Annotated in this window: 13 protein-coding genes; 4 read left to right on the top strand and 9 right to left on the bottom strand. The window is 74.7% G+C overall.

Features of this window, described 5'->3' with window-relative positions:
• Positions 1 to 189 precede the first annotated feature (189 nt).
• Together PS467_RS05160 and PS467_RS05155 are read right to left on the bottom strand one after the other, a co-directional pair.
• Complete coding sequence (locus tag PS467_RS05160) at positions 190 to 642, bottom strand: DUF2267 domain-containing protein (RefSeq protein WP_268970259.1); 453 nt, start codon at positions 640 to 642, stop codon at positions 190 to 192.
• 89 nt (positions 643 to 731) lie between these two features.
• Positions 732 to 1,241: a winged helix-turn-helix transcriptional regulator gene (locus tag PS467_RS05155; protein WP_268970258.1), complete on the bottom strand. Its 510-nt coding sequence runs from the start codon at positions 1,239 to 1,241 to the stop codon at positions 732 to 734.
• A 140-nt stretch (positions 1,242 to 1,381) separates the two neighbouring features.
• Here PS467_RS05155 and PS467_RS05150 point away from each other — a divergent pair, with 140 nt between their 5' ends.
• From PS467_RS05150 to PS467_RS05140, 3 genes are all read left to right on the top strand, one after another.
• Positions 1,382 to 2,170, top strand: a complete 789-nt coding sequence (locus PS467_RS05150; RefSeq protein WP_311034198.1) for a methyltransferase domain-containing protein — start codon at positions 1,382 to 1,384, stop codon at positions 2,168 to 2,170.
• 58 nt (positions 2,171 to 2,228) lie between these two features.
• Entirely contained in the window at positions 2,229 to 2,732 is a 504-nt protein-coding gene (locus PS467_RS05145) for an NUDIX hydrolase (protein WP_311034197.1), read from the top strand.
• A gap of 139 nt (positions 2,733 to 2,871) precedes the next feature.
• The gene (locus PS467_RS05140) at positions 2,872 to 4,599 is read left to right on the top strand and encodes a sensor histidine kinase (RefSeq protein WP_311034196.1); all 1,728 of its coding nucleotides are present in this window, start codon (positions 2,872 to 2,874) and stop codon (positions 4,597 to 4,599) included.
• 426 nt (positions 4,600 to 5,025) lie between these two features.
• Here PS467_RS05140 and PS467_RS05135 read toward each other — a convergent pair whose 3' ends face one another.
• Entirely contained in the window at positions 5,026 to 6,075 is a 1,050-nt protein-coding gene (locus PS467_RS05135; protein WP_311034195.1) for an Acg family FMN-binding oxidoreductase, read from the bottom strand.
• Positions 6,076 to 6,192: 117 nt separating this feature from the next.
• The gene (locus PS467_RS05130) at positions 6,193 to 6,897 is read right to left on the bottom strand and encodes a response regulator (RefSeq protein ID WP_311034194.1); all 705 of its coding nucleotides are present in this window, start codon (positions 6,895 to 6,897) and stop codon (positions 6,193 to 6,195) included.
• 146 nt (positions 6,898 to 7,043) lie between these two features.
• Between PS467_RS05130 and PS467_RS05125 the strand changes: the two genes are divergently transcribed.
• Positions 7,044 to 7,625: an Rv1733c family protein gene (locus tag PS467_RS05125; RefSeq protein WP_311034193.1), complete on the top strand. Its 582-nt coding sequence runs from the start codon at positions 7,044 to 7,046 to the stop codon at positions 7,623 to 7,625.
• A gap of 281 nt (positions 7,626 to 7,906) precedes the next feature.
• On the opposite strand, the gene PS467_RS05115 is transcribed toward PS467_RS05125, so the two are convergent.
• From PS467_RS05115 to PS467_RS05095, 5 genes are all read right to left on the bottom strand, one after another.
• The gene (locus tag PS467_RS05115) at positions 7,907 to 8,572 is read right to left on the bottom strand and encodes a CBS domain-containing protein (RefSeq protein ID WP_311034192.1); all 666 of its coding nucleotides are present in this window, start codon (positions 8,570 to 8,572) and stop codon (positions 7,907 to 7,909) included.
• 14 nt (positions 8,573 to 8,586) lie between these two features.
• Complete coding sequence (locus PS467_RS05110) at positions 8,587 to 9,969, bottom strand: nicotinate phosphoribosyltransferase (RefSeq protein WP_311034191.1); 1,383 nt, start codon at positions 9,967 to 9,969, stop codon at positions 8,587 to 8,589.
• 110 nt (positions 9,970 to 10,079) lie between these two features.
• Entirely contained in the window at positions 10,080 to 10,913 is an 834-nt protein-coding gene (locus PS467_RS05105; protein WP_311034190.1) for a universal stress protein, read from the bottom strand.
• A 17-nt stretch (positions 10,914 to 10,930) separates the two neighbouring features.
• Positions 10,931 to 11,998 carry an alcohol dehydrogenase catalytic domain-containing protein gene (locus tag PS467_RS05100; protein WP_311034189.1) on the bottom strand — a complete coding sequence of 356 codons (1,068 nt, stop codon included), beginning with the start codon at positions 11,996 to 11,998 and terminating at the stop codon, positions 10,931 to 10,933.
• A gap of 84 nt (positions 11,999 to 12,082) precedes the next feature.
• Complete coding sequence (locus PS467_RS05095; protein ID WP_311034188.1) at positions 12,083 to 12,937, bottom strand: universal stress protein; 855 nt, start codon at positions 12,935 to 12,937, stop codon at positions 12,083 to 12,085.
• Between the last annotated feature and the right edge of the window lie 1,082 nt (positions 12,938 to 14,019).

Here is a 14,019-nt window from a genome sequence, read left to right as displayed (position 1 = left end):
GCGACGCCCGGGGCCAGGGGCGGGGCGCGGCTGCGGGGTGGCGCGGTGCTTGCTCCTCGCGGCGGGCTGATGACTCCTGCCGAGGGTGTCGCGGGGATGCTTACGTTCGCGCCGTGTCGCGGGGTGCTGACGTCTGCTCCCGCCGTGGCGCGGGGTGCTGACGTCCGCTCCCGCCGTGGCGCGGGGTGCTTACGTCTGCTCGCGCCGCGTACCCTGTTCGGCCCCCGCCTCCGGCAGCAGCTCCCGGATGTCGCTCGGCAGCACGCCGTAGAGCTTCTCCATCAGCTCCGGGTCCACGGCCGAGTCCAGCACCTCGAAGAAGGCGGCCGCCTCGCGCAGCGCCTCCTCCTCGGTGTGCTCGGTGCGCCAGGCGATCCGGCCGGCGAAACCGGTGAGGTCGAACCGCTCGCCGTGCTCCCGCCGGTATTCCCGCTCCTCAGGGGTGCCCTCCTGGGAGGCGGCGATCCGGCGCAGGGGCTCGCCCGCCTCCTGCGGCAGCTGTGCGGCCATATGGTTCGCCAGCCCGCCCGGGATGCGCTCGGCGAGGGTTTCGAGCGTCGCCCGTACCGTCCGTTCGGCCGACTGACGGTCGGGGAGCTGGGCGCGGGCCTGGACCAGGCCCGTCAGTTCTTCGTAGCGCATGGTCGGCGCTCCTCGTAGTCGGGTGCCCGGCTGCTGTGCCGAGTGCCCCTTGCCGTTGTCTCAAACCTCCGCCGCCGCCGGGTGCGCGGTCACGCCTCGTCCTCCCGGGCGGCCAGCAGCGGCCCCAGGACACGGGTGCCGGGTCCGGTGCGCCCGCCGGGGCCCGGGAGCTGGGTGGTGTTGCCGACCGTCAGCGGCTCGCCGCAGTGGGCGCACACGGACACCGGTGTGGTGTCGAGGCCGCAGCCGAGGTGACGGATCCGGGCCGGCGGCCCGGCCGGGCCGGCGTACCAGCGGTCGCCCCACTCCATCAGGGCGAGCAGCACCGGATAGAGCTCCTCGCCCTTGAGCGTGGCGCGGTAGTGCTCACGCGGCGGCCGCTCCTGGTACCGCTCCCGGACCAGCACCCCCTCCTCGACCAGCCGGGACAGCCGGGCGGCCAGGACTTTGCGCGAAATGCCCAGGTCATGGGCGAGGTCGTCGAAGCGGGTGACCCCGGTGAGCACATCTCGCATGATCAGCGCCGTCCAGGCGTCGCCGAACAGATCGGTGGCGCGGGCGATCGAACAGGCCACGTCGGCGAGCGGAGTACGGGTCATGACACGAGCCTACCCGAGTTCCCTGAGGGAACTCATGATGTTAGGTTTCCTCGGGGAACCCGTCCGGTCCGTCCGGGCGGCGACCCCAGGTACCGGTGAATCCGCACACCCGTGTCCGCACACGCGTGAGGGAGAAGACGATGGCCGCCGCCCCGCACATCGAACTGGACTCACGGTCGCCCGAGGCCGTCGACGGCCGTCAGATCAGGGCCGTCTCCTTCCAGGACACCCGCCTGGAATACGTCCGCACCACCGTCGAGCGCGTGGGCCTGTCCGCGTCCGGCAGCCGTGCCCTGGTCGTGGGCAGCGGCCGCGGGCTGCTGGCCCGCGGGCTGGCCGGTCTCGGCTTCGGCGTCGTCGCGGTCGACCCCTCCGCCACCGCCACCGAGATGGCGCGCGAGGCGGGCGCTGCGGGCGCTGCGAGCGAGGGCGGGCACTCGGGGATCGAGTACCGCACCGCGCCCGCCGAGGAACTCGGCCTCGCCGACGGCGCGTTCGACCTCGCCTACTACGCCGACACCTTCGAGATCACCCCGGAGCTGGACCGGGTGCTGGCGGAGGCCGCCCGGGTGCTGCGGCCCGGCGGTGTGCTGATCTACGACACCGTCAACCGCACCCTGCTCTCCCGGCTGATCTACCTCGGCGCCTTCCAGCGCCTCCCGATGACCCGGATCATGCCGGCCGGCCGCTATACGGCGGCGCGGCTGCGCACCCCCGCCGAGCTGACCACCGCGCTGGACCGGCACGGCCTGCGCAACGAGGACATCTGCGACTTCAAGCCCAAGGACCCGCGCAGCCTGGTCAAGGCCACCATGGCGCGCCGCCGGGGGCGGATCAGCGATGAGCAGATCCCGCCGATCGTCGACTTCGTCCTCGCCCCGGACGCCCGGCCGCTGGTCACCTACCTCGGATACGCCCGCAAGGGCTGACCGGCGGACCCGGCCCGCCGACTGTGGGGTGTGGGCGCGTGGGCGCACACTGGGCGCTGTGACGCGTAAGCGCAGCGCCGGAATCCTGCTGTACCGGGGTACGGGCCCGGCCGACCCGGCCGTTGAAGTTCTGCTCGCCCATATGGGCGGCCCGTTCTGGGCCGCGAAGGACGAGGGCGCCTGGACGGTGCCCAAGGGGGAGTACGACGGGGACGAGACCCCGGAGGCCGCCGCGCGCCGGGAGTTCGAGGAGGAGCTCGGCACGCCGCCGCCCGACGGTGGGCTGATGCCGCTCGGTTCCGTGACCCAGACCGGGGGCAAGTACGTCACCGTCTGGGCGCTGAAGGGCGATCTCGATCCGGAGGGGATCTCTCCCGGCACGTTCGCCATGGAGTGGCCGAGGGGTTCCGGCCGGATACGGGAATTCCCCGAGGTCGACCGGGTCGCCTGGTTCGGCCCGGACGAGGCCCGCCGGAAGATCGTGGCGAAGCAGCGGATCTTCCTTGACCGGCTCGAAGAGCTGGTCCGGGGGCCGGAGGGGGCGGGCCCCGCGCTCGGGTGACCCGGGGGCGCGACCCGCCCGACCAGGTCATCCCGGTGCACGGCACTCACCGGCCGCCGGGCGCGGCTACCGTGAAGAGAGTGAGGGCCGTGCGGAATGCCGCGCCGAGCGCGGTGAGGCCGACGGAGGCACCGTGGGTATGGAGAGCGCGAGGAGTACGGAGTACCCGCCCCGGCTACGGCTGGACGAACTGCTGGAAGAGCTACAGGGGCGCATCGACGGTGTGCGCGGCACGCAGGACCGGGTGCACAGCCTGCTGGAGGCGGTTCTTTCGGTGGGCCGGGAGCTGGATCTGTCGCATGTGCTGCGGAGGATCGTCGAGGCCGCGGTGGTGCTGGTGGACGCCGAACACGGGGCGCTGAGCGTGATCGGCGACGATCAGCGGCTGGCCGCCTCCGTCCCGGCGGGCGTGGCCGAGGAGCGGACCGAGCCGACCGGGCGGCTGCCGTCCGGCCACGGCGTCCTGGGGGAGCTGATCCGCCACCCGCTGCCGCAGCCGCAGCCGCAGCCGCTGCCGCCGGACGGGAATTCGGAGCATCCGGCCTGCCACGGCCTTCCGCCGAACCGCCCGCCGGTGCGGTCCTCCTTGGAAGTGCCCATCCGGGTGCGGGACGAGGTCTTCGGCCATCTCCACCTCACCGGGAAGCGGGGCGGTGAGGAGTTCGACGGCGAGGACGAGACGGTGCTGTCCACCCTGGCCGTGGCCGCCGGAGTGGCCATCGAGAACGCCCGGCTGTACGAGGAGACCCGCCACCGCCAGCGCTGGCTGGAGGCGAACGCCGAGGTCACCCGCAGTCTGCTGTCCGGAGTGGACGAGACCACGGTCCTGGAGCTGATCGTCGAGCACGCCCGCCGGATCCTCTCCGCCGATCTGGGCGTGCTGATGCTGCCGGTGGCCGGCTCCGACGAGCTCCAGGTCGCGCTGGCGGCGGGGACCGAGGCCGAGGCCCACCGCGGTCTGGTGCTGCCCCGCAAGGGCACCTTCGGCGGGGCGGCCTTCACCGCCTCCGAGCCGGTCACCAGCACCGATGTCCAGAACGATCCGCGGATCACCGCCGGACCGCAGCGCTGGGAGGGGCTCGGCCCGGCCGTCGCGGTACCGATGCGGACGAGCGACGGAGTGGGCGGGGTGCTCTCGCTGGCCCGTACGGCGGACAGCCCCGCCTTCACCCAGATCGAGACCGATACCCTGCTGGGCTTCGCCGGCCAGGCGGCGATCGCGATGAAACTGGCCGAGCGGCGGCGTGACGCCGAGCAGCTCGCCCTGCTCGAGGACCGCGACCGGATCGCCCGCGATCTGCACGACCTGGCCATCCAGCGGCTGTTCGCCGCCGGGATGACGCTCCAGTCCACCCTGCGCTTCGTCCAGCACCCGGAGGGCTCCGAACGACTGCTGCGGGTGGTGGACGACCTGGACGACACCATCAAGATCATCCGCTCGACCATCTTCGGACTGCGCTCGCACGAGGCGGGCCCCGCCGTCCAGGGGCTGCGGGTCCGTACGGCCAAGACCATCGAGGAGGCCGTGCCCGCGCTCGGCTTCACCCCCTCGCTGCGCACCGAGGGACTGGTCGACACCGATGTGCCGCACTCCGTCGCGGACGACATGGTGGCCGTCCTCGCCGAGGCGCTGTCCAACGTCGCCCGCCACGCACGGGCCGGTGCCGCCGAGATATCGCTGGTCGTGGCGTCCGGTCGGCTGACCCTCACCGTCACGGACGACGGGGTGGGCATCCCCGGGGGCGGCCGGCGCAGCGGACTGCGGAACCTGGCCGAGCGCGCCGAGAAGCTGGGCGGCGAGCTGAAGCTGAGCGAGCCCCCCAACGGTGGCACCCGCCTGGTGTGGGCCGTCCCGCTCCCGGAGTGACAGGGCCCGCCCGCCGCGCAGGCGGCGCGGTAGGACACGCCCGCCGCGGCTCGCTGTGGCCTGCGGGCCGCAACGAGCCCCACCGCGGACGGGCGCGGCCGCCCCCGCCCCGCTCCTCCTCGCCTCGCCGCCCCGGCCGTCTGCCGTTCTGCCGCCGTGTCCGTTTCCGGCCGCCCGCCGCCCACTCCGGCCGCTCCCGGCCGACTCCGGGCCGCCCGCCGCTCCCGCCGCCGTGTCCGCTCCCGGCCGACTCCGGCCGACCCTGACGCTCCCGGCTGTCCGGGGGTGTTTTCGGCCGCGTGGGTCGTACGGGTCGCAGTCGGCCGCGTCCGGCCGGCCCGGCAGGCTTCGGCAGCACCCGGCCGACCCTGGCGCTCCCCGGCTGCCCAAGAGTGCTCCGTGCCTGGTCGTGCTGGTGTCCGTCCCTCAGCCGACCCGGTCGTCGGCCCGCGTCGGAGTCTCTCCCTCGAGCACATCGGCCGCCCCCGTACGAGGCGTGGCTGCTCCGGACGGTCCGTAACCCAGCCGGATCAGCATCTGCACATGGCCGGGCGTCCGGTGGCCGTCGCTCAGCGACCACCGCAGATCGGACCACTCCAGCGCCTGGTGCAGCAGGGATGCCCGGACCGTGTGCGAGGTGGCCAGCAGCAGCACGTGTTCCAGCGCCTGTCCGGCCCGCAGCCAGTCGGTGCGCCGGTCCTGGTCGGTGGTCAGCACCGCGATGATCGGGCGGCTCTCGAAGACCGCGGCGGGCGGACGGCCGTCCTGGTGGCTGTCCCAGTGGCCGTCCGGCCCCGCGCCCGGATAGCCGAGGTAGTCGCGCATCGGCAGCCGCCCGGTGGCATCCCGTGGGCCGAGGGCGGCCGGGGGGATTCCGTACGGTCCGGTGTCGCGGACCCAGTCGCGGCTCTCGGCGAGCCGGCGCGGGTCCTCGTGGGCGCGCCGCTCCGCCTCCATGGTCAGCCGCAAAAGCCGCGCGGTCTCCTCGGGGTCCGCCACCCGGAGCGTGGTGCCGCCTGCCCGCGCCGCCTCCGCCAGCTCGCCCAGCACCCGTGGCGGCAGCCGGCGTCCGGAGAAGGGGGAGCGGCTGCTGTGCCGCCGCCAGATGACGTCGTACAGGTCCTGGTGCGGGTCGTCGTGGCGTCCGGCCCCATCACGAGGAGAGGCGGCCAGGCGCACCGTGGCCAGCAGATCGGGCTGCGAGCGGCACGGCAGCAGCCGGACCACCGGGTCCCAGCCGAAGTGGGCCACGGCGACCCGCAGATTGAACACGGCGGCCCCGGCGGAGACGCTCAGGCCCCGCCCCATGGGGTCGGTGAACCGCAGCCCCCGCTCCGGGGCGGCCCGGACCTCCAGGGTGACGGTGTCGGGGTTCAGCCGGTAGCGCCACGGTTGGGTGTTGTGCATCGAGGGAGCGGCCACGGCCGCGGAGATGAGCTTTTCCAGGATCGCCGCGTCGAGCGCTGCGGGCTGCATGGGGTCCCCTCCTCGCGGGTGGGCCGTTGGCGGTACGGGTCGAACGGGTCGAACGGGTCGAACAGGTCGTACGGACGGGTTGAACAGGTCGTACGGGTCGTACGGTCCCGGGCCGGGTCATCCGGGATGGTCGTCGGCCGGGTGCGGGGCCGAGTGGGTCGCCAGCACCGCCGCCTGGATACGGCGCTCCACGCCGAGCTTGGCCAGCAGCCGGGAGATGTGGTTCTTGACCGTCTTCTCGGACAGGAAGAGCCGCTTGCCGATCTCCCGGTTGGTGAGCCCGTCACCGATCAGCACCAGGATCTCCCGCTCGCGCGGGGACAGTCCGGCCAGCACCTCGTCCCTGGGCTCCGGCGGGGTGGCGTCACCGCGCAGGGTGCGCATCAGCCGGGCGGTGGTGGCCGGGTCCAGCATCGACTGGCCGGAGGCCACCGTGCGCACCGCCGAGACCAGGTCCGACCCCTTGATCTGCTTGAGCACATAACCCGCCGCCCCGGCCATGATCGCGTCCAGCAGCGCATCGTCGTCGTCGAACGAGGTCAGCATCAGACAGGCCAGACGGGGCATGCGGGAGCGCAGTTCACGGCAGACCGTGACGCCGTCCCCGTCCGGCAGCCGGACGTCCAGGATGGCCACGTCGGGGCGCAGCGCCGGGCCCCGGGCCAGCGCGTGGTCGACGGTCCCGGCGTCGCCGACCACCTCGATGTCCGGTTCGGCGTCCAGCAGATCGTGCAGTCCGCGCCGGACGACCTCGTGGTCGTCCAGTACGAACACCCTGATGGGTGTCGCCGGTGCCGCCCGTGTCCCTCGTGTCTCGGTCATGGCTCTCGCACTGTTCGTCCGCCGTCCGCCCGGCCCCCGGTGGGAATCGTGGCGCAGCAGGTCAGGGCGGTACCAGGGCCGAACGGGCCCCCAAGAGGGCTGCCCGGCCCTCGTCCCGCCCTCCCCGCTCGTGCGACGGTCGCGGCATGGGCACGGAAGTGCGGGGGCGGCGCATGTGGCGGTGGCGGCGCAATCCGCTCAGACGCCGCTCGGACGTGATCGAGGCGTGGGTCGTGCTCGTGACCGGCCTGGTGATGGCGGTCGGCGGCCCGGCGGCCGGGGTGGCCGCGGGCACCGCCGTGGACGCGTCACTGCGGCAGGAGCGGGCGGACCGGCACCGGGTGCCCGCGGTGCTGAAGGAGGACGCGCCCGCCGTCCAGCCCGCCGCCGACGGGTCCACCACCGGCCAGGTGCGCGCGGTCGTCCGCTGGACCGGCCCGGACGGCGCCGTCCACACCGGCGCGGCGAAGGTCCACGAGGGGAGCAGGGCGGGCACGGCCGCCGAGGTGTGGACCGACGGACGGGGCCGGCTGGTCCAGCAGCCGCCCACCCCCGAGCAGATCGCGACCCGCGCGGTGCTCGCCGGGACATCGGCCGCGGCGGGCGTGGGCGCGGTGTCGCTGGCCGGGCGCGGCCTGGTGCGCTGGCGGCTGGACCGCGCCCGCGCACAGGAGTGGGGACGCGCCTGGGCCGAGGTCGGCCCACGCTGGAGCCGCCACATGGGGTGACCCACCGCCGTGCGGGACACCGCGCATGGGGGTCCGGCCCCCTCGCCGAGGCCGGGGTCCCGCCGGCGCGTGTGCGGGAGCTGCTACAGGCCGACGAGGAGGAGTTCGCCGCGGCAGTCGCGCATGTCGACCAGCGGCTACGGGCGGAGATCCGGGAGTGGCAGCGGCACCGCGCGCGGATCGCCCGCCTCGCCGCCGGGGACCGGTCGAGGGCCTGGCCCAGGAGCCCTGGGCACCTGGGCGCCCCCAGTTGGGGGCGGGCTCACGGAGATCGGCAGACCTTAGTGCCGCCGGGTCGTCGGGGGCGCGGCCGTGAGCTGGTTGTCGAAGTCCACCACGCCCTCGATCGCCCGGATGAGGCGGGCCGCCGCCGGGATGAGGACGGCTTCCCTTACCCGTCCGGTGAGCGTGACCACGCCCTCGTTCACGCTCACCCGGACGGTTTCCCCCGTGGCCGGGAAGAGGTGGGCCACCACCTCGTGGCGCACCTCCTCCTCGATGTCCTCGTCCGGCCGCAGAAACACCTTCAGCAGGTCGGCGCGGCTGACGATGCCCTCGAGACGGCCTTCCTCGTCCACCACCGGGAGCCGCTTGACCCGCTGATGGGTCATGATCCGTGCGGCCTCGGCGAGGGTCGCGCTCGCGTGCACGGTGACGGCGGGGGCCGTCATCAGCTCGTCGGCCGTCACCGCGCCCGCCTTGGCGACGCCCGGGAGATCGCGCAGCCGCTCCACCCGGGACGGGTCGCTGTCGCGGAACTCCTCCTTGGGCAGCAGATCGGCCTCGGAGACCACGCCGATGACCCGGCCCTCGCCCTCCAGCACCGGCAGGGCGCTCACCCGCCACTGCTCCAGCGTTCTGACGATCTCCTTGAACGGCGCTTCGCGGCCGACGGCGACGACGGTATGGGTCATCACATCGCTCACGATGTGCGCACTCCGGGGCACGGCATCCTCCTTGGTCACGCTGCCTGTTGTCCGCCGGCCTCGCCGCCGGCCGCCGGCCGGTGCTCGATCCGGTGCTCGATGCGGTGCTCGAGCCGGTGCCGCACCTGTCCCGCGAGCCGGGCCAGCCGGGCGGAGGTGGCCGGCCGGGGCGGGACCGGATGGTGGATCCGCCGGGCCTGCGGCGGCAGCCCCGCGAGGTCGGCGTCGAACCGCCGCCGCGCGTGGTCGAGGGTGTCGGGCGCTCCGGTCCGCCGGCCCTCCCGCATCACGGTCTCCAGCAGCGGCGCCCCGCCGTGGGGCGGGAGTTCGTCCCGCTCGCCGATCACATCGGCGTAGCCGGGGCGGCGCCACACCTGTTTGGTACCGGGGGCCGTGGCCTTGGCCGAGGACAGTTTCATCACCGGTTCCGCGTCGTAGACGACCAGCTTGTACGCGGTGTCGAGGTAGGCGGCGTCGGCCGACACCCCGACCCTGGTGCCCACGGCGAAGACGTCGATCGGCGCCTGCGAGTCGATCAGCTCCGCCACGGCGTACTCGTCGAGCCCGCCGCTCGCCACGATCCGCACTTCGGGCAGCCCCGCCGCGTCGAGGATCTCCCGCGCCCGTACCGCCTGCTCGCCCAGGTCGCCGCTGTCCAGGCGGATCGCGCTGCCGGGGCCGGGAGCCAGCTCGCGCAGCACCCGCGCCGCGGTGGCCACTCCTGTCGCCGTGTCGTAGGTGTCCACCAGGAAGGTGACCGGGCCGGGATGGGTCCGGGCGAACGCGCGGAACGCGGTCTCCTCGTCCGGGAACGCCTCGATGTACGAATGCGCCATCGTCCCGGTGGCGGCGATCCCGTAGGCGTGGGCCGCCGCGACATTGCTGGTCGCCGTGAACCCGGCCATCGCGCCCAGCCGCGCCGACTGCATCCCGGCCCCGGGGCCGTGGGTGCGGCGCAGCGAGAAGTCCACCACCGGGCGCCCGCGCGCCGCGAGCACACACCGGGCGGCCTTGGAGGCGATCGTGGTCTGATGGCTCAGCTGCCCCAGCAGATACGTCTCGACCAGCTGGGCCTGCGGCAGCGGCGCGGTCAGCTCCAGCAGCGGCTCCCCGGCGAGCACGATCCGCCCCTCGGGCACCGCGCGCACCTCGCCGTCGAAACCGAGCCCCAGCAAGGGTTCCAGGTCCTCGTACGGACGGTGCATCGCCGCGGCGAACGCCGCCACGTCCTCCGGTTCCACGCGGAAGCCGGACAGGTACTCCAGCGCGGGCTCCAGGCCCGCGGCGACCAGGAAGCCCCGCTCGGGCGGCAGCCGGCGGGCGTAGAGGTCGAAGGTGGCCGGGGCGGTCATGCCCTCGCGCAGGTACGACAGGGCCATCGTGACCTCGTAGAGGTCGGTGGTCATCGCCTCCGACATCGTCGCTCTCGCCTCCCTGCGAACATCGGCTTCCCTTGGACGTCGGCTCCCTTCGGACCTTTGGACGTCGGCTCCCTTCGGGCCTTGGGACATTCAGCTCCCTTCGGACGTCAGCCGCACGGCACGACCGCCACCGGGCACGGGGCGTGGTGCACCGCCGCGTGGATCACCGAGCCCAGATACGGGACGGGGCCCGGCTCCCTCTCCTCGCGGCCCAGCACCAGCAGTCCCGAGCCCCGTGCGGCGTGCACCACACCGGGCGGCGGGCGCTCCGGGACCAGCACCTCCGCCACCGGAACCCCCGGGTACTTCTCCCGCCAGGGGCGCAGCGCCGCGTCGAGCGCGTCCGTCGGCCCCCCTGCCGCGTCCGCCGGTCCTGATTCCTCGGCCGCCGCCGCGTCGGCGTCCGCGTGCACTGCGCGCAGCACACCGCCGCGCCGCGCCGCCGCGTCGAAGGCGAACCGCAGCGCCGCCTCGTCCGGTCGCCGCAGGGACACCCCGACGGTCACATCGGCGGTCAGCGGGCTGTCGTCGGCGTGCACCATGACCACCGGCCGTTCCCCGTACGCCAGGAGGTGACGGCCGGTCGAACCGAGGAGGAAGCCGCCGGGTGTGCCGCGCCCGCGCGATCCGAGCACCAGCATCTCCGCGTCCCGGGCCGCGGCCAGCAGCGCCGGCACGGGCTCCCGCGGCACCAGCTCGGCCGTGACCCGCAGCCCCGGATGGGCGTCGCGCAACTCGCCCACCAGGTCGGTCAGCAGGCGCTGCGCCCAGTAGTTGCGGTCCTCCTCGGGGGAGAAGGCCGGGGCCGCGGGTGACAGCAGGCTCCAGGCGTGCACCAGACGCAGCCGCAGATCGCGCAGCAGCGCCTCGCGCGCCGCCCAGTGCGCGGCCCGCGGGCTCTCGGGGAAACCGTCGACGCCGACGGTGATGGGCGTTCCCATGCGCATCGCCTCCGCGCTCACCGCTCCCGCGCCACCAGCGGTCGGGCCGCCTCGCCCAGCGCGATCTTGATCGCGCCGGTGTCGGTCGCGCGGGCGAAGACGTCGTACGCCTCCTCCATCTGGTCCAGCTCCAGGAGATGGGTGATCAGCGTGGCGGCGGGCAGCCGCCCGGCGGCCAGCTGGGCGAGCAGGGTGGCGGTGGAGTAGGTGTCGACCAGCCCGGTGGTGATCGTCACGTTCTGGGACCACAGCTTTTCGAGGTGGAGCGTCGCGGGCCGGGAGTGCACCCCGACGTTGGCGATCCTGCCGCCCGGCCGCACCATACGGGTGCAGCTCTCGAAGCTCCGCGGACTCCCCACGGCCTCGATCACCACATCGGCCCCGAGCCCCTCGGTGAGGTCGTCCACCAGCCGCTCCGGGCCCTCGGCGGAATCCGCCACCGCGTCGGCGCCGATCCGCTTGGCGGCGTCCAGCCGGGCCGGGACCGGATCGACGGCGATGATCCGGCCGGGGGAGAAGAACTGCGCGGTGGCGATCGAGGCCAGCCCGACCGGCCCGGCGCCCACCACCACGACCGTATCGCCCGGCTCCACCCGGCCGTTGAGGACGCCCACCTCGTAGGCGGTGGGGAAGACATCCGACAGCAGCACGGCGTCAGGGCGCTCGGCCGCGCCCGTCAGCGGATGCGTGGACAGATCGGCGAACGGCACCCGGACGTACTCGGCCTGCGTGCCGTCGACCGTACGCCCCAGGATCCAGCCCCCGCCGCCGTGGCACTGCCCGTAGGCGCGCTCCCGGCAGAAGCGGCAGTGGCCGCAGGCCGACACGCACGAGATGAGCACCCGCTCGCCGGGGCGGATCCCGCGGACGTCGGCGCCGGTCTCGACCACCTCGCCGACCCCCTCATGGCCGAGCACCCTGCCGGGGCTCACCTCCGGCAGTTCGCCGCGGAGGATGTGCAGATCGGTGCCGCAGACGGTCACGGTGCCGATCCGTACGATCGCGTCGGTGGGGGCCTGGAGTTCGGGGTCGGGCACTTCCTGCCAGGCGCACTGCTCCGGCCCGTGGAAGACGAGTGCTTTCATGGCTCCTCCGGTTGCCTTCGCTGTACGTCGCTGTTCGCCGTCGCTGTTCGTTGCCGTTCGTCCGCCGCCGTGCGCTCCGAGGTGTCATCGCTGGGGCACCACCGCCACCGGGCAGGCGGCGTGGTGTGCCACCGCCTGGGTGACCGGCCCCAGCCGGGGGCCGAACCCCACATGGCGCGGACCGCGGCCCACGACCATCAGCGCCGTCCCCGCCGCCGCGCCCACCAGCCGCCGGGCCGGGCTGTCCGAGGCGATCTCCTCGAAGATCCGCACCTCGGGGAACGTATTCCGCCACGGCGCCAGCACCTCGTTCAGCGCGTGCTCCGCCTCCTTGCGCGCATCGTTCAGCCCCACGTCCACCACCCAGGGGGCGTCGCCCCGGATGGCGGGGACCCGGCTGGCGTACACGGCCCGCAGCACACCGCCGCGCCGGGCGGCGGCGTCGAAGGCGAACTCCAGGATGTCCTCGCCCGGCTCGCCCGGCTCCACCCCGACCACCACATCGCCGTCCCGTGCCTCGTGCCCGTCCGACCGCACCAGGACCACGGGGGTCACCGCACGAGCGGCGAGCTCCAGGCCGACGGAGCCGAGGAAGAAGCCGGCGACCGCGCCGATCGAGCGGGACCCCACCACCAGCAGCTGGGCCCGCTCCGCCTCGGCCAGCAGAACGGGCGCGGGCCAGCCGGGGATCTGGTCGGTGAGGATCGCCAGCTCCGGGTGGTCGGCGTCCAGCTCGGCGCGCGCCGAACGCAGGGCGCGCTCGGCCCAGTAGTGCCAGGCCGCCTCCCGGCCCGGGGTCAGCTCCATCTGGTCGGGCCCCGGCCAGGCGTTCACCAGCCGCAGCGGCGCCCCGCGCGAACGGGCTTCGTGGGCCGCCCAGCCGGCGGCGGCCATACTCTCGGGGGAACCGTCCAGTCCGACGGTGACGGGACGCGCCATCGCTGCCTCCTTCTTCCCGGCACGGGCCACTCGGCGGCACGGCGGCCCGGTCCGCCTCCGGGGGAGTTCCAGTCCGCCGTGCGCCGCCGGTCGGACGTGCCCGCCACTCACGTGGCGGCGCTGCCACACCGACCACGGCCCTCGTCGGCCCGCGCGCTCCCCCTCGGCGACAGTGGCGCGCCGCCCTTCGGCTCGCCCCCGGCCACCGCCGGGAAGTGCCCACCCGGGGGCGCCGGGGGCGCCCGCTTCTCGCGGGCCCTGATTGCGCGGTGCGCGGCACTCGGACGTCCGCTTCTCCGCGTCTGCCGGATGCCCCCGGTGCCACTTCCAGCGGACCATGACCGGGCCCTGCCCGACAGGGCCGACCGGTCCCGCGGCAGCCCCCGGGGCCAGGTCATCCGGCCCTTTCCGAAGCCCGGAGCCCGCCGCCGGGCGTCGCCCCGGTCCGGTCGGCCTGGCGCGTCACCGGGCCATCGCCCCGGTCTCGTCGCCTCCGGTCCGGGGGTGAGCCACTAGGCCATCGCCCCGGCCTCGTCGCCCCCGGTCCGGGGGTGTGCCACTAGGCACCGCGCGGCAAGCGTCGTCGCCCCGCCTGGGAGCGTGCCACCGGGCACCGTCGGCGAGCTCGTCGCCCGCCCCAGCCCGTCCTGGCCTCGCCGTCCCCGGCCCGGAGCCCGCCGCCGGGCGTCGCCCCGGTCCGGTCGGCCCGGCGCGCCACCGGGCCATCGCCCCGGTCTCGTCGCCTCCGGTCCGGGGGTGAGCCACTAGGCCATCGCCCCGGCCTCGTCGCCCCGCCCGGGAGCGTGCCACTAGGCACCGCGCGGCAAGCGTCGTCGCCCCGCCCGGGAGCGTGCCACCGGGCACCGCCGGCGAGCCTCGTCGCCCGCCCCAGCCCGCCCTGGCCTCGCCGTCCCCGGCCCGGAGCCCGCCGCCGGGCGTCGCCCCGGTCCGGTCGGCCTGGCGCGGAGCGCGCCACCGGGCCATTGCGCGACAATTTCGTCGCCCCGCCCGCCCCGTCCCCCCAGCCTCGGCCTCGCCGCGCGCCCCAGCCCGCCCTGGCCTCGTCGACCCCCATCCCTCGG

This window comes from Streptomyces luomodiensis (assembly GCF_031679605.1).
Taxonomy (GTDB): domain Bacteria; phylum Actinomycetota; class Actinomycetes; order Streptomycetales; family Streptomycetaceae; genus Streptomyces; species Streptomyces luomodiensis.
Note: the sequence above shows the minus strand (reverse complement) of the source record. Positions and strands in the feature narration are given on the sequence as shown.